This window comes from Bradyrhizobium sp. 186, assembly GCF_023101685.1.
GTDB lineage: Bacteria > Pseudomonadota > Alphaproteobacteria > Rhizobiales > Xanthobacteraceae > Bradyrhizobium.
This window is the reverse complement of sequence record NZ_CP082164.1, coordinates 2,546,550-2,563,759: the sequence shown is the minus strand read 5'-3', so window position 1 is coordinate 2,563,759 and position 17,210 is coordinate 2,546,550. Positions and strand designations below refer to the sequence as shown.

General features: G+C 59.9%; 15 protein-coding genes and 3 pseudogenes. 12 read left to right on the top strand and 6 right to left on the bottom strand.

All coding sequences use genetic code 11. The features are described from left to right. The first annotated feature begins 65 nt into the window (after window positions 1–65). From IVB18_RS11930 to IVB18_RS11905, 6 genes and pseudogenes are all read left to right on the top strand, one after another. Entirely contained in the window at window positions 66–1,241 is a 1,176-nt protein-coding gene (locus IVB18_RS11930; protein WP_247989343.1) for a zinc-dependent alcohol dehydrogenase, read from the top strand. Window positions 1,242–1,256: 15 nt separating this feature from the next. After that, window positions 1,257–1,799: a hypothetical protein gene (locus tag IVB18_RS11925; RefSeq protein WP_247989342.1), complete on the top strand. Its 543-nt coding sequence runs from the start codon at window positions 1,257–1,259 to the stop codon at window positions 1,797–1,799. 41 nt (window positions 1,800–1,840) lie between these two features. Continuing rightward, on the top strand, window positions 1,841–3,442 hold the full coding sequence (locus IVB18_RS11920) for an alpha-amylase family glycosyl hydrolase (protein ID WP_247989341.1): 1,602 nt from the start codon (window positions 1,841–1,843) through the stop codon (window positions 3,440–3,442). 386 nt (window positions 3,443–3,828) lie between these two features. Beyond that, a pseudogene (locus IVB18_RS51900) lies at window positions 3,829–3,984 on the top strand (DUF305 domain-containing protein); the annotation flags it as partial. A 479-nt stretch (window positions 3,985–4,463) separates the two neighbouring features. Further along, window positions 4,464–4,685 (top strand): hypothetical protein, encoded by a 222-nt coding sequence (locus tag IVB18_RS11910; RefSeq protein ID WP_247989339.1) that lies wholly within the window; start codon window positions 4,464–4,466, stop codon window positions 4,683–4,685. A gap of 11 nt (window positions 4,686–4,696) precedes the next feature. Next, window positions 4,697–5,116, top strand: a complete 420-nt coding sequence (locus IVB18_RS11905) for a hypothetical protein (RefSeq protein ID WP_247989338.1) — start codon at window positions 4,697–4,699, stop codon at window positions 5,114–5,116. 109 nt (window positions 5,117–5,225) lie between these two features. Here IVB18_RS11905 and IVB18_RS11900 read toward each other — a convergent pair. After that, window positions 5,226–5,590 (bottom strand): annotated as a pseudogene (locus IVB18_RS11900) (PRC-barrel domain-containing protein). A 290-nt stretch (window positions 5,591–5,880) separates the two neighbouring features. On the opposite strand from IVB18_RS11900, the gene IVB18_RS11895 reads away from it, so the two are divergent. Continuing rightward, the gene (locus IVB18_RS11895; RefSeq protein WP_247989337.1) at window positions 5,881–6,444 is read left to right on the top strand and encodes a hypothetical protein; all 564 of its coding nucleotides are present in this window, start codon (window positions 5,881–5,883) and stop codon (window positions 6,442–6,444) included. 770 nt (window positions 6,445–7,214) lie between these two features. On the opposite strand, the gene IVB18_RS11890 is transcribed toward IVB18_RS11895, so the two are convergent. Further along, a complete protein-coding gene (locus IVB18_RS11890) occupies window positions 7,215–7,706 on the bottom strand; it encodes a GNAT family N-acetyltransferase (protein WP_247989336.1) in 492 nt (163 codons plus the stop codon). 1,499 nt (window positions 7,707–9,205) lie between these two features. On the opposite strand from IVB18_RS11890, the gene IVB18_RS11885 reads away from it, so the two are divergent. The 4 genes from IVB18_RS11885 (at window position 9,206) to IVB18_RS11870 (ending at window position 11,077) form a co-directional block, all read left to right on the top strand. Beyond that, window positions 9,206–9,391 (top strand): hypothetical protein, encoded by a 186-nt coding sequence (locus tag IVB18_RS11885; RefSeq protein WP_247989335.1) that lies wholly within the window; start codon window positions 9,206–9,208, stop codon window positions 9,389–9,391. Between the two features lie 663 nt (window positions 9,392–10,054). Further along, on the top strand, window positions 10,055–10,264 hold the full coding sequence (locus IVB18_RS11880; RefSeq protein ID WP_247989334.1) for a hypothetical protein: 210 nt from the start codon (window positions 10,055–10,057) through the stop codon (window positions 10,262–10,264). 157 nt (window positions 10,265–10,421) lie between these two features. Continuing rightward, window positions 10,422–10,643, top strand: coding sequence for a hypothetical protein (locus IVB18_RS11875; RefSeq protein ID WP_247989333.1), 222 nt, complete (start codon window positions 10,422–10,424; stop codon window positions 10,641–10,643). A gap of 53 nt (window positions 10,644–10,696) precedes the next feature. Continuing rightward, window positions 10,697–11,077: a hypothetical protein gene (locus tag IVB18_RS11870; protein WP_247989332.1), complete on the top strand. Its 381-nt coding sequence runs from the start codon at window positions 10,697–10,699 to the stop codon at window positions 11,075–11,077. A gap of 36 nt (window positions 11,078–11,113) precedes the next feature. On the opposite strand, the pseudogene IVB18_RS11865 reads toward IVB18_RS11870, so the two are convergent. Beyond that, a pseudogene (locus tag IVB18_RS11865) lies at window positions 11,114–11,335 on the bottom strand (Ku protein); the annotation flags it as partial. On the opposite strand from IVB18_RS11865, the gene IVB18_RS11860 reads away from it, so the two are divergent. Further along, window positions 11,232–11,465, top strand: a complete 234-nt coding sequence (locus IVB18_RS11860) for a hypothetical protein (RefSeq protein ID WP_247991611.1) — start codon at window positions 11,232–11,234, stop codon at window positions 11,463–11,465. The pseudogene IVB18_RS11865 and the gene IVB18_RS11860 overlap by 104 nt on opposite strands. Before the next feature lie 1,396 nt (window positions 11,466–12,861). On the opposite strand, the gene IVB18_RS11855 is transcribed toward IVB18_RS11860, so the two are convergent. The 3 genes from IVB18_RS11855 to IVB18_RS11845 are packed head-to-tail and all read right to left on the bottom strand — an operon-like array spanning window position 12,862 to window position 15,331. Further along, window positions 12,862–14,598 carry an IS66 family transposase gene (locus tag IVB18_RS11855; RefSeq protein WP_247983306.1) on the bottom strand — a complete coding sequence of 579 codons (1,737 nt, stop codon included), beginning with the start codon at window positions 14,596–14,598 and terminating at the stop codon, window positions 12,862–12,864. A 44-nt stretch (window positions 14,599–14,642) separates the two neighbouring features. Beyond that, window positions 14,643–14,990, bottom strand: coding sequence for an IS66 family insertion sequence element accessory protein TnpB (gene tnpB, locus IVB18_RS11850; protein ID WP_082758020.1), 348 nt, complete (start codon window positions 14,988–14,990; stop codon window positions 14,643–14,645). After that, window positions 14,987–15,331 (bottom strand): transposase, encoded by a 345-nt coding sequence (locus IVB18_RS11845; RefSeq protein ID WP_188106852.1) that lies wholly within the window; start codon window positions 15,329–15,331, stop codon window positions 14,987–14,989. Before IVB18_RS11845 ends, tnpB begins: the two co-directional genes overlap by 4 nt. Window positions 15,332–17,210: the final 1,879 nt, after the last annotated feature.

The window sequence follows — 17,210 nt, the reverse complement described above, 5'->3', positions numbered from 1 at the left end:
GTCGCGTAGCAACCATCGTTCATTCCTGGACTTAGATGCCACGTGGTTGAGCCGGGAGGACGGAGATGAAGGCGCTGGTTTGGCATGGCAAGGAGGACATCCGGTGCGACACCGTCACCGATCCTGAGATTCAGGACCCGCGCGACGCCATCATCAAGGTCACGAGCTGCGCCATTTGCGGCTCCGACCTGCACCTCTTCCACAACTTTATCCCCGGCATGCTGCCGGGTGACATCATGGGCCACGAGACCATGGGCGAAGTGGTCGAGGTCGGCTCCGGGGTCAACGGCAAGCTGAAGAAAGGCGATCGCATCGTCGTACCGTTCACGATCATTTGCGGTGAATGCGACCAGTGCAAGCGCGGCAATTTCTCGGTTTGCGAGACGACGAACCGCAAGCGGCATCTCGCGGACAAGGTGTTCGGGCACACCACCGCTGGCCTCTTCGGCTACACGCATCTCACCGGCGGCTATCCCGGCGGCCAAGCCGAGTATCTGCGCGTGCCCTATGCCGATGCCACGCACATCAAGGTTCCCCCTGGCATTCCCGACGACCAGCTGTTGTTTCTCAGCGACATCTTCCCGACCGGCTGGCAGGCCGCCGTGCAATGCGACATCGAGCCGACCGATACGGTCGCGATCTGGGGCTGCGGGCCCGTGGGGCAGATGGCGATCCGCAGCGCCATCCTGCTCGGCGCCAATCAGGTGATCGCGATCGACTGCCTGCCCGAGCGGCTCAGCATGGCGGAAGCCGGAGGCGCCACCACGATCAATTTCGAGACCGAGAGCGTCCTTGAGCGCCTGAAGGAGCTCACCGACGGCAAGGGACCCGAAAAGTGCATCGATTGCGTCGGCATGGAATCGCACGTGATGGCGTCCCTGCCCGACACCCTGCTCGACCGCGCCAAGCAGATGGTCATGCTGGAGAACGATCGGCCGCACGTGCTGCGCGAAATGATCTATGTTTGTCGGCCCGGTGGCATCATCTCCGTGCCCGGGGTCTATAGCGGCCTTTCCGACATGCTCCCGATGGGCGCGTTCATGAACAAGGGGCTGACGATGCGCACCGGCCAGACCCACGTCAATCGCTGGACCGACGACCTGCTCCGCCGCATCGAGGACGGCGAGATCGATCCGTCCTTCGTCATCACCCATACCGTGCCACTCAGCCAAGGCCCCGAAATGTACCAGGTGTTCCGTGACAAGCAGGACTCCTGCGTCAAGGTCGTGCTGAAGCCTTGAGGGAGCGAGTCTGACATGTTTCACTTCTCCAACATCGTGCGCACCAAGGGCGATCCAAAGATCCTCGAGGGCGGGCCGAGCCTGAAACGACCGGAAGACCAGCTCACCCGCGCGCTGGGCTGGTTCAGCATCGGTCTCGGCGCCGTGGAATTCCTTGCCCCAAGGCGCGTCACCGAAATGCTGGGCATGGAAGGCCGCGAGACGCTGGTCCGTGCGTTCGGCGTGCGGGAGATCCTTGCCGGGATCATGTCGCTTTCGGTCGACAAGAACGCCGGCCTCTGGGCTCGTGTCGGCGGCGACGGCCTCGATGCCGCCGCGCTGCTCTCCGGACTGACATCGGACAATCCGAAGAAAGGCAATATCGCGCTGGCGCTCCTGATGGTCGGAGGCATCGCCATGCTCGACTATCGCGCCGCGCAGGACACCAAACCGCGGCGGCCGCCGCGCGAGGCAAGACGCAAGCTTTATCCAAACCGCAGCGGCTTCCCCAAAGGGCTGGCGAACGCCAGAAGCGGTGCGAAGCAGATCGCAGCGCACGCCACGGCGGAGCGATCCTGAGCCGGCCCGAGAGGCAAACTGCAACGAGGTGAATCCAGGCAATGACCGCCGAATCCCGTGACGAACGTGCGTGGTGGCAATCCGCAGTCATCTATGAAATCGCGCTGATCTCGTTTCAGGATTCTAATGGCGACGGCAAGGGTGACCTCGCCGGCCTGATGGCGCGAATCGACTATCTCAAATGGCTCGGCGTCGATGCGGTGTGGCTCACGCCGATCTACCGCAGTCCCTTCCGCGATCTCGGCTATGATATCTCGGACTATTGTTCGATCGACCGGGGCTTCGGCACGCTCGACGATTTCGATCGTCTCGTTGACGCCCTGCACGAGGCGCGAATCCGGGTCGTTCTCGACCTCGTCCCCAATCACACCGCCGACGACCACGCCTGGTTCGTCGAGAGCAGCAGCTCCCACAATAGCGCAAAGTCCGATTGGTTCATCTGGGCCGATCCGGCCGAGAACGGCAGGCCGCCAAACAACTGGCTGAGCCGCTTCGGCGGCAGCGCCTGGGAGTGGTGCGAAGCGCGGCGACAATATTATTACCACTCCTTCCTGGTTGAGCAGCCCGACCTGAACTGGCGCAATCCGGATGTGCGGGCAGCGATCGCGGACGTTATGCGCTTCTGGCTCGACCGCGGCGTCGACGGCTTTCGCGTCGATGCCAGCGCCGTGCTGATCAAGGATGATCTGTTGCGCGACAATCCATCAAACCCGCAAGCCAAGAGCAAGCCGCCGCCGCAACGCCACACACCGGTCTTTACCGATGATCGACCGGAGACGATGGCGTGCATCGAATTCATCCGAGAGGTGATCGACGGCTATCCGGACCGGCTGTTGTGCGGCGAGGTTCAGGGCAAGACCGACCGGATCGGACACTTCTACGGCAACGATCGACCACGCCTGCATCTGCCGCTCAATTTCGCGTTGCTGGACTCGCAATGGGACGCGCTGTCGCTCCAGGCGACCATCGACGCCTATCTCAACGCCATTCCCGAGGACGCATGGCCGGTGTGGGTGATCGGCGGACATGACAAGCAGCGGATCGCAAGCAAGATCGATGCGGCGCAGATGCGCGTGCTCGCGATGCTGTTGATGATGCTGCGGGGCACGCCGTTCTTCTACATGGGCGACGAGATCGGTCGCAAACGCGTTCCCATTCCAGCCGATCGCGTTCGCGATCCCTTCGAGAAGCTCGTGCCGGGATATGGACTTTGCCGCGACCCCGAGCGCGCTCCGATGCGCTGGGACGATAGCGACAGCGGCGGATTCACCACGGGCAGCCCGTGGCTGCCACTGGAGCCCGGCGATGCGCCCAACGTCGCGCAGCAGAGGCGGGACGAACATTCCATCCTAGCGTTGTTTCGTGCGCTGATCGCGCTCCGACGCGAGCATGCCTGTCTTCGCCAGGGCGGCCACGCGCCGTTGCGATCGCAAGACGACGTCCTCGCCTTCAAGCGTGTGGCGGGCACGAGCGACGTGCTGGTCGCGCTCAACATGGCCGCCGAGCCGCGGAAATGGCACTGGCAGGGCCGTGGACGTCTGCTGATGTCGACGCATTTGGACCGGCCGCGCGAGCCATTGCCGGAGGCATCGATCCTGCTTCGGGGCAATGAAGGCGTGATCATCGAACTCGCACGGCGATGATCGGAGGAACCATCGGCGCGCCAACGAGTCTGACCAACGCCTCCGGCATCTCCCCCTGCTGCCGGATGCCATCTGGACGAAACCCCAAACTCCGGCGCTCATTCCCCCTTCGGCGCCGGGGCAGCGGCATGAGCTTGGAGGTGCCATGGGCAAGGCGAAAGGTCTTAAGCAGCGGATCGCCGGCAAGGCGAAACAGGCCATCGGCGAGATCGTCGGGGATCAGGAGCTCCATGAGGACAGCAAGGCCCAGCCGGAGCACGGGCGCGAAGAACACGACCAGCCGAGCGAACTCAATCCGCTGAAGAAGCTCCAGCAGCTGACGTGAACGCGCCGTCTGGCGCTTTTCGCCCCCAGGGGGCGACGACGTTCGCGGTGGGCACGCGGCGATCGAGCTCGGCCTGAGCAGCAGCACCTTCTCGACCATCGTCAGCCAGCTCTTCGCCACCCGGATCGGCCGCGATGCGCCGGTCGACTGGATGACTGTCGCCGCCATTCCGGCGCGCGACTGGGCGATCAATGCGGAGCCATCAGGGAGCGCGATCCACCGGGCGGCCGAGATGCGTCAGATCAAGACCGCCGCGCCCCGACGGGTTCGACGCCATCTTCATCGAGATGATGACATTGCATCACTTCTGAGAGCCGGCTCACTTTGGCTGTCGCAAGATCTTCTTGATCTCCCGGTGCACACGTCGCGCATACGCTGCCCTCTAACCTATTGAAAAAATTTATCTCTCGCTCCAATCCCTCATTGGACAGGCCAACCGAATCCCCCATGCCGTTGCTTAGTCTCGGCAACGAGCCCGCGTTTCCTTCTAGTGACGCTTGTAGGCAATCGGTTCGCGCCGTCGGGCGATATCGTCCAGTCGCGCTCTTCTCTCGCCCGATAATTGATGCAGGTCGTTCTGGATCGCGTGATGCGTCGGCTCTCCCCTTGCCGCTGCAACGAACTCTTGAAAGTCTGCGAGTTCGGCCGGATACTCAATTGAGGTCCTTGGTCACCAGCAATCCGAGGAGGACGATCATGGCAATCCAGATCGTGATGGACCGAAGCGGCGACAGCCGACACCATTTCAATGCTGACGACGCACAAGAACTGGCCAGAGCGGAGCAGCGGTTCTACGAACTCACCGATGCCGGCTTCACTGCGGCGGTCCGGACGGGTTCAGGTCAGGTCTCGCAAATCCGATCGTTCGACCCGACTGCGAGGGAAACCGTCTTCTTCCCCAGATTGGTCGGCGGGTAGCCGCGACGGTCATGTTCGGCTTTCGACCCCCACGGGGCGGCCGCTCCCGAATGAAAGCGGCGAGAGCGCTCTTCATCCGGCACGGCGCCGAGGGCACGCCGGAGGGCCGGTCGCTGCGGGTCTTGCGGCAATGGCTGTCGCCGGAGCAGCGTGAGCAGTTCACCAGGAAAGGCTACTTCGAGGTGATCGGGAGCGACAGCGGAATTCGATACAGGATCCACGCCGGGGCCTCAGTTAACGTGTGCGAGATCGACGAGAGAGGTCGCCTACAGGTGGGGTTGTGTTTCATGCCGATTGGCGCTCTGCCGATCGGAGATGTCATGCTCGCCCAGAAGATCGCCTTGGAGACATCCGAGAGCGAGGTGCGCAGTGTGGCCCGGAGGTTCGCGCCCAACCGTTTCCATTTCAGACAAGCACGGCCTCTCGGCTAAGCGCCCTAGCTAGACCGCAGCAAAACCGCTCCAGGCTGATTTCGCGGCAGTTCGGCTGTTGCTTCTCTGCTGTCTTTTGGTCTTGCTCATGCCGCTCCTGGCATCCAGTTCATGGAGCTGGGATGCCGCCATAGTAGTCATCACCGAGCGGGCCATCGCAGGATCCGACCAGTTCCAACTGCTCTCGCTGCTGTACTTTGGCACGCCTCGCAGTTGGTCCTCGGTAGCGCCTGTGACGTAGCCGCCGAGATTCGTGTCGTACTTCAGTGACTGCCACGGAAGCGGATAGTGATCGTCTCCGATGCCCAGAAAGCCGCCAAATCCCAGGACGGCATAGGCGGTCCTGCCGCTGATTTTATCGATCATCACCCGGTCAATTGAACCGATGCGCTGATCGTCGGCGCCATAGACCGCAGTACCTTCGACCTTGTCGCTGCCAATCAGATTTCTTGTCTCGCGCTCTTCGTAGGCCATGTAATTTCCTCCTTCTAAATGCGAATTCAACCAACAGCCCATTCGCGCGTTCCTAGTCCGCCGAAATCTTGCGCGAGGGTGCTCCACTTCGGAGACCGTACGGCAGGATCGGCTCATCCGACGTTGTGCATGACTGGCAGCTTGCGGCGCGGACTGCCGCGGGCATCAACGCGGCAGAATTTAAGTGCCACGCATGTCGCGCGTGCGCCACTTGGCGCGCTGCGGGACGGCATTACTGCCGGCGGCAGATCCAACATGAACTGCGGTTCACCAATATTCGTGCCCGGCTGATGGAAAGCGCAGCGGGACCCGATGGCCGTCTGGGTTACATCCGCGGGCTCGACCGGGCTGCGCTCGAACCTCTGCTTGCAAAGCACCTCTGCGAGATCGCGATCAGGAATCCCGACCTTCTTTTCGTGACCGGAGGCGTGGAGCGGGATGTTATCGCGCTCTGCGACGAGGCCGCTGGAGCGCGCACGGGCCTTCTCGCCATCAAAATCGCGTCGCATACGACAAGGCTCGCGAAGGCCTGCAAACCTCTGCAGCAGGCGCTCGATACAAGCAGGGACGCGGCCGTCGCACGCCAGCGCGTCTTACTTGCCGGCGGTGACGGCGAACGCATCTTCTCGGTCGCCGGCGCCACGGCGAAACTGGCAAACCAGGTCGCCCGTCCCATCGATTGGGCGGCAACCCTGGACGCGCTTATAGAGCTGGGCGTCACCGAGGTGCTGCACCTCGGGCCCGGACATGCGCTGGCTGAGATGATGCGAGCATCTCAGCCGTCCACACGCTGCTACGCCGCCGATGGCTTTCGCACGATCGAGGGCCTGCGGAACTGGGTTGCTTCCGAGTAGCAGGAGACCCGGACGCGAACCGCGCTCGATCCCGCACTCGATGGCGACGGTTATTCTGCAGCGACCTGAACGCTTTGAAGGTCGGCCAACCACATTTGCGAGGCTGGCCGCATTCGCAAACAGCAATTATAGCGTATTTTATCTTGAGGGCGGAGATTAGCAGCTGCCTTCACGGCCCCGCAGTTGATACCGGGGTTGCGGAAATAGCGACCCGGCAACCATGTCGCGTTCGAGCCGCGGGATACGACGACTCTCGAAGCCGCGCTCAAATCCACCGGAGCGGACCTTGCCGATGTAGTTCGAACGGTCGTCTACACATCAACGATTCGCATAAAGTTGCAAGAGCTCATCTCGAAGCTTGCGATGCAGTGAGGCCCGCGTCAACGCTTGTGCGGGTCACCTCCATACGTCGCGTCTGGCAACTCGTCGAACTCGAGGCTTAGGCAGTGGTCGATTGAGTAGAAAGTAGATCCGCTGTGGCAGGAGGGCTGGTGCGAAGAGCGAATTAGGCGTCTACGGCGCAGCATAGGCAAGCTGACATCGAGTGGGCCGATGATGACAAATGTGTCCGAACCGATAGCGAAGGCACCGATGGTCCGAGCGGTCAAAATGAGCTTCGTACGCGCGATGGGAACAGGTGAGACGATGGTTTGGGTTGTTCATGGCGCCACGTCGTGCGGCTTAGGAGGAAGGCTCGAGCATGATGTCCAAAAATCGCAAAGCCCCGCGAATATCGAGATTATCTGAGGCCCAAGGTTCTGCAATCTGGCCTATGTTCGTACCATTTCCATAAGGATAATTTCGATCGGCTCTCCGCCAACCCCATGAGAGAAGTATCCCTTCTGGATGGCCCTGAAGCCATGACGTTCATAGAACCGCTGCGCGTTTAAGGTTGACTCGATCTTGATTGGTCCCGAGTATTCCTTCGCCGCAGCTTCAATACCAACTTTGAGCAATCGCTCACCAAGTCCGCGGCCTGCTGCCTTCGGCAAAACGAAAAGGCGGGTCACCTCGCCAGGAGCTGAGTCGACGAACCCAAATACCTCGCCCTTCTCCTCGGCTATGACCGCACGGCCCGCAGCGATGACATCCTCATAATATTTGGCAGTACGTTCTCCCATCCAACCCGCCAGTTGCTCGCGCTTGTAATGAGTTTTTGCGAGTCCTTGAACGGATTGTGCCGTCACGTCATACAGCGCCTGGCCATCGCCAGCACGAGCCGCGCGCAAAACTATTTCGCCGTCGACCGTCGTGCCGTTCATGGGTGGTTCCTTCGCAACCATTCACCACAAGTTATCTCAGATTGTGCTCGCAGCATTCCCGCAAAATTGAAGCAGTAAGAGCCAAATCGTGATTTTTGGAGGTCGCATGCACCGAATTGCTGCATTTGGCAGGCTGCGATCGGCACAAATGGCTAAAGTGTTTACAACCGATCTTGGATGCCACCGTTGCGCAGAAACGAGAAACATATCGGTCGTTCGAACTCTTCCGAGAAACATGTCGGTCGTTCGAACTCTTCCGCCACCTCTGGCGTTTGCGCGATCTGCTGGGGAGCCAAGCAGCCCATGAAACCATTTTACCAGCTCGGAGAAGACGTCCCGAAACAGATTGAGACCTAACATCCGACCAGGACCTAACAATGCGGTTTGGTCATGTGGGCAATCATCAACCTTCTGTACCGCAGATACTGCCGCATTCGTCTGCTCTGCACGAAATGCGCAAGTTCCGTCGCCGCGAGGTGCTGTGATGAAACGGCAGCAGGGTGCTCTCCATTTTGAAGACCTAGCTGAGACAATGCGAGCCGCCCAATTTCGGCGCACAGATGATCTCGGCAAGTGGCTTCGGCGAATGTTTCGGTCATCAACTCGCAGGAGGGCGATCGAGAAACGAAACGTATTCTCGCTTTTTTCAACTCATCGACACGCTTAACGATCGAACAGATTATTTGAGCACGTCTCCCCTACGCTACAATTATTGAAGTGACAGAGTTCGACGCTATGACGCGATCAGAGCGTTGAGACTTTGCGGTCTCGGTACACGAACTAGCAGCGTGACTCGACGCTACCTCTCACGAGCGGTGGGCCGGATGAAAAGGCGCTGTCGCGGCCCATGGAAAGGACTTCCATCCGCACGCGACGGAGAGCGCAGATCGTATATCTCGCGCCTGCGGCATCGAGGGCAGCGAAATTCTCATCTCGCTTCGATCGCCCAACCTAGACATTGGACCAGTTACCACCATGGGCCATGCATTGCACTGCGGGCACGCAACCAGAAGGTCGGCTAAGGCTATTGGCGAGTCAGTCCGTCATTCGCATCCTTGCCGTTGACTGAACGACAAAGCTGCACCAGGAGTTCCAGTAGCCATCTAACCTGAGACCGTGAGTGCTTTGCAGTTAGATTGACCCGACCCATTCGGTTTTGATCTATCCGGAAGACCGGCGCCTCACGGCTGCGGACTTCAAGACGCCATGCGCCGCCAGCAGTGAGCACGTCCTCAACATCCCACGCTGCCCTCAATATGGTGCGCCAACCGGACTAATCTAATTGTCGGGCAGGTCCTCGCCTACCTCGTCTCGATGTAGTCGACCTGTCGAAGTCAAAACAATACCGCGGGATGCGAGCCAAACGCTCGCGCCGCTCGGCCGTTCGTACATCGAATGATTGTGGCTGAGAGGCCGAAACGAAAATCATTCGCAGCAAGCGCGCCATCGACTCGCCTATCGGCAGCCAAAAAACCGAAAACTAGTTTTGAGTCATAATCATGATGACTCTGACGCAAAAACAAAAAATAGAGTTGGAAAAACTACGGGAGGCTGGAATGGAAACCGTACAGCGTTTGCGCAGAAGCTGGAAGCTGCTCGCCGAGGCGGAGTACTGGGAGCAGTTGGCGTCCGCTGCGCCCTCAAAGCACCTCACGGATGCTCCGCCACCGGGGTGCATGACCTAGCTGTTACTTAATGCTCGTCCTACGTCGGTATATCAGTTCAAAGTCATGTTATTGGGCAGGATAAATGAGTATTCGCGATCAGACTTACGGTTATGCTGTTTTGCACAAACGGTACAGAACTGCAGGTGCTTCGAATGCGGCTGCAAGCGGCCGAGGCGAGGACCTTTGGCAGAGGGCGGCTTGCGGCCAAATGCGACCGATGGCCTGCTCGCGATAACAGTTGCCTGACCACGAGCGCTTGGGCGCATCCATCCCTATGGCGTAAGCTGGATGATCTCTGTGCCTCCGAGATGCGCTACGCGTACGCGATGTCGGCACCCGCCCGCGACCCCGACTGGCAGCAGGGCAAGGGGAATTCGGAATGTCAGATCTTGCAGCCTCCCGCTCTGGAAAGCGCATGGTCGGGTTCCGGATCAAAAGATGACTGAGTATCTCAACGAGCGGCCGACGTGTCCGATATGTAAGCACCGGATGGCATTGGCACGAATCTCTCCCGGCAAACGCGGATTCGAGGAGCACACCTTCGAATGCTCGACCTGCGAACGCGCTGACGTGGTTTCCTTCGTGGATCCAATGAAGACGGACGCGGTAGGCTGGTTGGCTGGCGAGTTGAAGCCGCCTAAATAAAGTTCGGTTGCAGCTTTGCTTGAGTGAGGGGGCGTAATGGACGAGGACTTCTGCAGAGAACAGGCGCAGCGCATTCGTACCCTGGCTGAGCGAGCGGATCCGTTCACCAGGCGGCGTTTGCTGGCATTAGTCGGCCGATATGACGCAAAAGTGAGCGGTCTGTCGCGGGCCTCGAACATCGAGCGGCCGCTGCCGGTGCGCACTGCGCCGCCGGCGTCGATCTTGTCGGGGGCAGGCGAAGCATAACGAATCGGGGGATGTTGACCAGAGCGCCCGCCAGCGTGATCGCGTTCGCTGCGATCGGCAGTGCCTCGCGATGCAATGTTCTTCTCTTGAAAATCCCTGAGGTCGGTCGGATACTGTATCGGGTCCTTGGCTATCACAGCAATCCGAGGAGGCGATCATGGCAGTTCAGATCGTGATGGACCGCACCGGCGATACCCGTCATCTCTTCAACCCCCACGACACACAAGAACTGGCGAAGGCGGAGCAGCGGTTCTACGAGCTCACCAACGCCGGCTTCACGGCTGCGGTCCGGACAGGGCCGGGTCAGACCTCGCATCTCCGATCGTTCGACTCCACTGCGGAAGAAACCGTCTTCTTCCCCAGGCTGGTCGGCGGGTAAGCGGCCCGGCCATGGTCGGCTTTCGCCCATTGCCGCCGGGCGGCCGCTCCCGCATGAGAGCGACGCGAGCCCTCTTCATCAGGCACGGCGCCGAGGCCACGCCGGAGGGGCGCTCGTTGCGGCTCTTGCGAGAGTGGCTGTCGCCGGCGCAGCGGGAGCAGTTCGCCAGGAAGGGCTATTTCGAGGTCGTCGGGAGCGACAGCGGAAAGCGATACAGGATTCACGCCGGAGCCTCCGTGAACGTGTGCGAGATCGACGAAAGAGGTCGCCTGCAGGACGGGCTGTGTTTCATGCCGATCTTCGCTCTACCAATCGGAGACGTCATGCTTGCCCAGAAGATCGCGCTGGAAACCTGCGAGGCCGAGGTGCGCGCCGTGGCCAGGAGGTTCACTCCGAACGGTTTCCATTTCAGACAAACCCGACCTCTCGGCTGACTGCTTGGATCGAGTGGTTGCTGCGCGGAATCGCACTTATGCCGACTTGCGGTGGGGTTTGGCGGCGGGTCTTTTCGCGCTCGCTTCCTTGGCCGGCTTCTTGCCGGCAATCGGCAGCAGCATCCCCTTCTGTCCGGTGGCCTTCTTCGGCTTCTTGGGACCTGATTTCAACGTCCGCTCCTGGCCAACGCTCCTGCGCAGCGCCTCCATCAGATCGATGACGTTGCCGGCGGCAGGTTTCTCCTTTGGCGTGATCGGGGCTTATCAGCACGTGAAGGCAATCATCGTCGCGATTGATCAACATGCGGAGGCCGCTCTCGGCAATCGCGAATTCTTCCTCAATCGTTCCTACAGCATTGGAGGGCGGAGGGACGATAATATCCCGTAGCATTGGAAATGTTGGCTGGCCCTGCTCAGCAGGGTCATCCTAATTGATGCCGTGTTCGCGCTCGTACCGCCTCGTTACGACCGCCCACCCAAAGATACAGTAGTCCAATGACAAATGTGGCCGATACCCGCGGCGACGCGTGAAAATGTGTCCCTACTCACAGACGACACCGACGACTCGCACCGACGCTATTCGTCTTTGAAGCGCTCACAATTGGAAGGCGTTTTGTCGTTGCGTCCGTCGTTGCGCTCGATCATTCTTAATGCGAACCGTCCAGAGTGGCGTCGAAAGCAAGCTCTGGAAGCGTTTTAAACGGCGTCGACAAATGCCTCAGGGGTGTGTCGGGAGCTATTCGATTTGCTTTCTCTTGAGACAGCCTCGGCGCCCCGGGAGGCGCTTCGTGCGGAGTTGGCAAGTCAATTCGCAGCGGGTTCTCACCCCTCCCGCGAAGCCTCTTTCAACGCGCGAATGGATGGCTGGGGTGGTAGATATCGGACTGGTAAACTTCCGATTACAAGACTTCAGTTTTGCAGTCCTGATCTTCTCGGTTGAGCGAGAGAGATTCAAACCGCCCCACCCAAAGGCGCTTCGTTCGCCGGAAAATACCGTACAGTACCGATCCCCGGGTACTAAGATTCGGAGAAAAATCCGTTCTCCGGGCACGTGGGGGCCTGCTTTAGACCTGCGGCGGAGGTTCTCCAGCGCGAGAAATCCCGGGAAAAACGGCCGGATTTTTACGCCTGTCTCCACGCCGCAGTACGAAATGAGTTGGCTGAGTGGCGGAGGGAGAGAATCTAGAAAAAAACCTGCTCCACCGCTGCGTCTCAGGTGCTCTCGCTAGGCGGGAGGAAGCCACTTTTGCGGGCTTCTCTTGGAGGGTGAATGCCTGAACCTCTTCGAGGCAGCCGTTGGTCGACGCCCCGTCCTATCCTGCTCCTCATACTGCAGCTCTGGCCTTCTGTGCCGGGCCCAGAAGAGTCGAGACAGTGCGTGGCTGCCGGCAGCTCCGCCTGACAAGGGCTTATAGACGCTCGAACAGGTGCTCGCCAAATACAGAGAGATTTTGGAGATGCTTCAAATGAAAGAGGCCGCCAACTAAGGCGGCCTCCAGCTTGTTACGAGCAAGCTGCCCCAGACATCTTTTGACGCGGCGTGCAGGTAGTCATCATCGGCTTTTTCTTCCCGGCCATACCTTTGTCGGGTTGCTGCGTCGTAGCGGGGGCCTTTGTCGCCCCGCTAGAAGGTTGCGTCGATTGCGCCATTACCCCTGACGAAAGCGAGTTGGCGAGAGCTGCAATAGCAATGATGGTAGGTAAGTTGTACGCATACGACGAAGACCGCCTGATTGAGACATGCGCGCGGGCACGGCGAGCTCTATGATGGCGTTGCGTGAAGGTCAGGCGGCCTGCTGATCGGCGGGCTTGTCGGCTTGGCGCAGGAGCTTCCATTCCCAGGGCAGCAGTTCGTGCAGACGCGACGCGGGAAGATCGGCGATACGGGCGAGGACGTCGGCGAGCCAGGCCTTGGGATCGACGTCGTTGAGGCGACAGGTCGTGATCATCGTCAGCATGATGGCGGCACGGTCGGCACCGCGCTGGCTGCCGGCGAAGGTCCAGTTGCGCCTTCCCAATGCGATGCCCCTCAATGCGCGCTCAGCACAATTGTTGGTCAAGCAGATCCTGCCATCGTCGAGGAAGCGGGCGAAGTCGTCCCAGCGCCTGAGCATGTAGTTCATAGGCTTCAGGACCTCGGAGGAGCGCGAGAGGGTTTCGCGCTCGCGGAGCAACCAGGCGTGCATGTCGTCGAGAAGTGGTTTGCTCCTCTCCTGGCGCACGGCACGCCGCTCGTCGGCGCTGCGGCCATTGATGGCGCGTTCGATCTCGAACAACGCATCGAGGCGTCTGACCGCCTCCAGTGCGATCGGGGAGATGGGTTTGCCCTTCTGGCCTTCCCGGGCGTTTTTCTCGATGTCGGCCAGCTCGAAGAAGCCCCGCCGCGCATGGGCCAGGCAAAACGCCGGTGTGATCGGCATCGCTTTCTTTTGCGGATCGAACAACGGCTCGAAGCCGCTGTAGCAATCCGCTTGCAGGATGCCGGCGAAGGCGGCCAGATGCTTCTGCGGGTGCTCACCTCGCCGGTCGCTCGAGGCGTAATAGACCGCCGCCGGCGGCGCAGGCCCGGCGAAGGGCCGGTCATCGCGCACATAAGTCCAGATCCGCCCGGTTGTGCACTTGCTCTTGGCCAGGATGCGGATGGTGGTGTCGTCGCCATGCAGGCGCTCGGCCGCGAGTACATGGCGCTCGATCAGGTGGAAGAGCGGCATCACGGCGAAGGTCCCGTGACCGACCTGATCGGCCAGGGTCGACAACGGCAAGTCGATCCCCTCGCACTTAAAGCGCGCACTCTGGCGATTGAGCGGGATATGCATACCGAACTTGTCGAACAGGATCGTCGCCAGCAATTGCGGGCCGATGAAGCCGCGCGGCGTGGCATGGAACGGCGCCGGCGGCTGGCTGATCTTCTCGCAATCGCGGCAGGTGAACTTCTCGCGTACCGTCTCGATGACCTTGAAGCAGCGCGGGATCTCCTCCAGCGTCTTGGTCACATCCTCACCGATCTTCGCCAGCCGCGATCCACCGCAGCAGGCGCAGCTCGTTGGAGCCTCAATGACGACGCGCTCGCGTTCGATGTCATCCGGCCATGGCTTGCGCACCGGCCGCTTGCGCGTGAAGGCGCGTACGCTCTGCGCCTTTGCCGCCGCGGCCTGCGCGGCGAGCTCATCCTCGCTCGCCGTGGTGACGAGTTCTTCAAGTTCCAATTCCAACTGCTCGATCAGCCGCGCCGTGCGCTCGGAACGCGGCCCGTACAGTTCGCGTTTGAGCTTCTCGATCCGCAGCTCGAGATGCGCGATCAGCGCCTCATTGTCCGACAGCTTCGCCCGCGCGTTGGCCGCTTCGGCTTGCCAATTGATGGCTTCGGCCTGTATCCGGCTGACCTTCGCCGCGGCCGCATCGCGTTCGACCTCGACCCTCAGCCGCGCGTCGCGTTCAGCCCGCAACGCCTCACGTTCGATCAACAGCGCCGCCTGGGCGCTGGCGAGATCCGAAGGAAGGTCATCCGGCTTCAAACTCATGAAGCCAGTGAATCAGATTTCCCGGTAGGTTCAATCGCAGAATGCTATCCAACTCGCGTTGGACGCAAAGTTTCTTGAGGATTCCGCCAGTCGATCCCAGATAGCAGGTAAGAAAGCTGCGCCGGAGAGATCGTCACGGCTTCACCGGCAGCCGAAGGCCAGATGAATCTTCCTCTTTCGAGTCTTTTTGTAAACAGGCACGCTCCCTGAGAATCGTGCCAGATGATTTTTATCAGATCTGAACGGCGCCCCCTGAAGCAAAACAAATGACCCCCCAGTGGGTCATGCTTCAAGACCTCCTGCACCTGCAAAGCCAGGCTCGGAAAGCCGCGCCGCATATCGGTATGGCCCGTCGCCAGCCATACCCGCACGCCAGAGGGGATCGGAATCATCGCAGCGCCTTCAACACCGCCGACACCAGCAAGGGCGGCGCCGACCCGCAAATCCTGATCCGTCCGCTCCCCGTCAATTCCACCACGATCACTTCACCGGACGGTGCCGCTTCCTTGATCGGCTCCGCTTCCATCGCCGCTTCCACAAAGCCCTGGTCAGCAAGGTCCTGGCGAAGCCGACGCCGCCAGGTGTAAATCAGCCCCGTTGAAATATCGTGATCCCGCGCAACCTGCGCCACACACGATCCCGGCGCAAAGGCCTCCGCAACGATCCGGCACCGCTCATCCTCGCTCCAACGCCGCCGGCGTTCCGGCCCCGTCAGCACCGAAATCTGACCCATCAATCGCTCTTAAGCTCGCTCTTAAACACGTGCTTATGAGTGCTCAATCCGCCTCTCAGAACAAGGCGGCCTTCATCGTGGGCGTACGGTAAGTTCCTCATTGTATACTCCCTATGTTGCAACGAGCGCATACAACCACAGGCCATGTCAGCCCGCACTGTATTAAATCAGTGTGTGCCCGCTGAGAACAGGCCGGGTGGTAACCACAGCCTCTTTGAGGAGTTGCGCCCGCTTGAAGAACATCTGCCTGCAGCCACTGGCCTATGACCTCTACGCTTCGATGACCGAGACCCATCGAAAAACCTAGGTTTCTCGGAGCGCCGCGTGAAACGCTTTGCGGATTCGCTCACTTTGGCTGTGATCGCGCACCTCCTCCAAGTGATAAATGCGGCATAACAGACCGTTGATACGCCTTACCACAATGCGGTTATCAAGATGCCGATTGCGCGCGTCTACCAATCGACGGCGCACCTCGAAGAGGTCCAAGCGACGGGACCTTCTCGGTTGCTCCATAGTCGGTACTCCCAAATAGTGCCTGCGCCTGGACTTGAATTGCACAGTACGATGGGCGCTCATATGGCCCCGGGGTCCCAATTCTAGGCTGGCCGAACAATCGACAGGCTTCAACAAGTCCTATCTCGGGCTTTGGCTGCAAAAAAGCGCTCTTCAATTTAATTGTTTGAGTATTAGTAATGCTCAAACAAATTAATTTCAAATGTCTAGTGGGGGTCCAATTTGAATACCCCATTGAATCTTGGATTCGATGTCGCGGCGTCTGAGGTGGCGTGGGGCTCCTTTGGTTTCCCTGCGCCAGGCCCAGCTAACGCACTCATCATTCCGGACGCGCACCTGCTATTTTCAGGAGAATATGCGCGTTCGGGCTCTGATCTCATCATTTCTGACCCGAACCATCGCGTTACAATTCGCGATTACTTTCTCGGTGAAAAGCGCTCACCGCTGATGTCGCGGGACGGTGCATTACTCGATTCGAGAGTCGTTGAAGCACTAACCGGCCATCAAGCCTTTGCTCAAGCCGGAGGAAATGATCCGGCCGGCAAGGTGATCGGTCACGTCGCCACCATAACGGGAAGCGCCAGCATCGTTCGCAATGGCGTTACGATCGAGGCGAATAACGGGGACGTCGTCTTTCAGAACGATGTCGTGCAGACTGGAAGCGGCTCAACCCTCGGTTTGGTTCTGATCGACGGCACAACGTTCAACTTAAGTGCCAACGCTCGCTTCATGTTGAACGAATTGGGGTATGAAGAGCAGAGTAATGCGAATGGTACTTTAGTCAGTCTGACGAGCGGTTCGAACCATTCGCTGTTCACTCTTGTCCAGGGTGCGGCCAGTTTTGTCGCTGGCCAGGTTGCCAAGACGGGCGAGATGCAGGTCGCGACGCCTACTGCCGTGATCGGAATTCGCGGGACAGCAGTCATTCTCAATGTCGATTCAGTGGATGGGCAGGTCTCGGTCTCAGTTGCCGATCAGCATGATGGTCAGGTTCATTCAGTACAGGTCTTTAAATGCGTCCCAACGAACTTGCTTCAAGGCGTTTGTATCGCCGGGGATCCAATCGGGATAGTTACCAGCGATGGTCCATCGCTGACCATAACGCCAGCCGCCAATCTCGAGGTGATCACGCAAGCGATCAGTAAGAGCCCAAGCCAAGTTGCGCAGGAATTCAGCGCTTTCCAGCAGGTGTTGACGACCTACGATATCGGGAAACAGCTCGCTCCAGACACGCCGCCACCGAGCGACGGCAAGCGAGGGGATGTCAATACAAAGTCGCTGCAGAAGTTTGCTGGGAGTCCTCCACCATCACCGACCGAGGCTCCGACTACCGTCGTTGCAAACGACGTGACAGGCCAGGCTAGTG

Bases quoted from the DNA above. Each gene is read 5' to 3' on its own strand.
- IVB18_RS11930 (WP_247989343.1), top strand. From the start codon at position 66: ATGAAGGCGCTGGTTTGGCATGGCAAGGAGGACATCCGGTGCGACACC.
- IVB18_RS11925 (WP_247989342.1), top strand. From the start codon at position 1,257: ATGTTTCACTTCTCCAACATCGTGCGCACCAAGGGCGATCCAAAGATC.
- IVB18_RS11920 (WP_247989341.1), top strand. From the start codon at position 1,841: ATGACCGCCGAATCCCGTGACGAACGTGCGTGGTGGCAATCCGCAGTC.
- IVB18_RS11910 (WP_247989339.1), top strand. From the start codon at position 4,464: ATGGCAATCCAGATCGTGATGGACCGAAGCGGCGACAGCCGACACCAT.
- IVB18_RS11905 (WP_247989338.1), top strand. From the start codon at position 4,697: ATGTTCGGCTTTCGACCCCCACGGGGCGGCCGCTCCCGAATGAAAGCG.
- IVB18_RS11895 (WP_247989337.1), top strand. From the start codon at position 5,881: ATGGAAAGCGCAGCGGGACCCGATGGCCGTCTGGGTTACATCCGCGGG.
- IVB18_RS11890 (WP_247989336.1), bottom strand. From the start codon at position 7,706: ATGAACGGCACGACGGTCGACGGCGAAATAGTTTTGCGCGCGGCTCGT.
- IVB18_RS11885 (WP_247989335.1), top strand. From the start codon at position 9,206: ATGATGACTCTGACGCAAAAACAAAAAATAGAGTTGGAAAAACTACGG.
- IVB18_RS11880 (WP_247989334.1), top strand. From the start codon at position 10,055: ATGGACGAGGACTTCTGCAGAGAACAGGCGCAGCGCATTCGTACCCTG.
- IVB18_RS11875 (WP_247989333.1), top strand. From the start codon at position 10,422: ATGGCAGTTCAGATCGTGATGGACCGCACCGGCGATACCCGTCATCTC.
- IVB18_RS11870 (WP_247989332.1), top strand. From the start codon at position 10,697: ATGAGAGCGACGCGAGCCCTCTTCATCAGGCACGGCGCCGAGGCCACG.
- IVB18_RS11855 (WP_247983306.1), bottom strand. From the start codon at position 14,598: ATGAGTTTGAAGCCGGATGACCTTCCTTCGGATCTCGCCAGCGCCCAG.
- tnpB (WP_082758020.1), bottom strand. From the start codon at position 14,990: ATGATTCCGATCCCCTCTGGCGTGCGGGTATGGCTGGCGACGGGCCAT.
- IVB18_RS11845 (WP_188106852.1), bottom strand. From the start codon at position 15,331: ATGGGTCAGATTTCGGTGCTGACGGGGCCGGAACGCCGGCGGCGTTGG.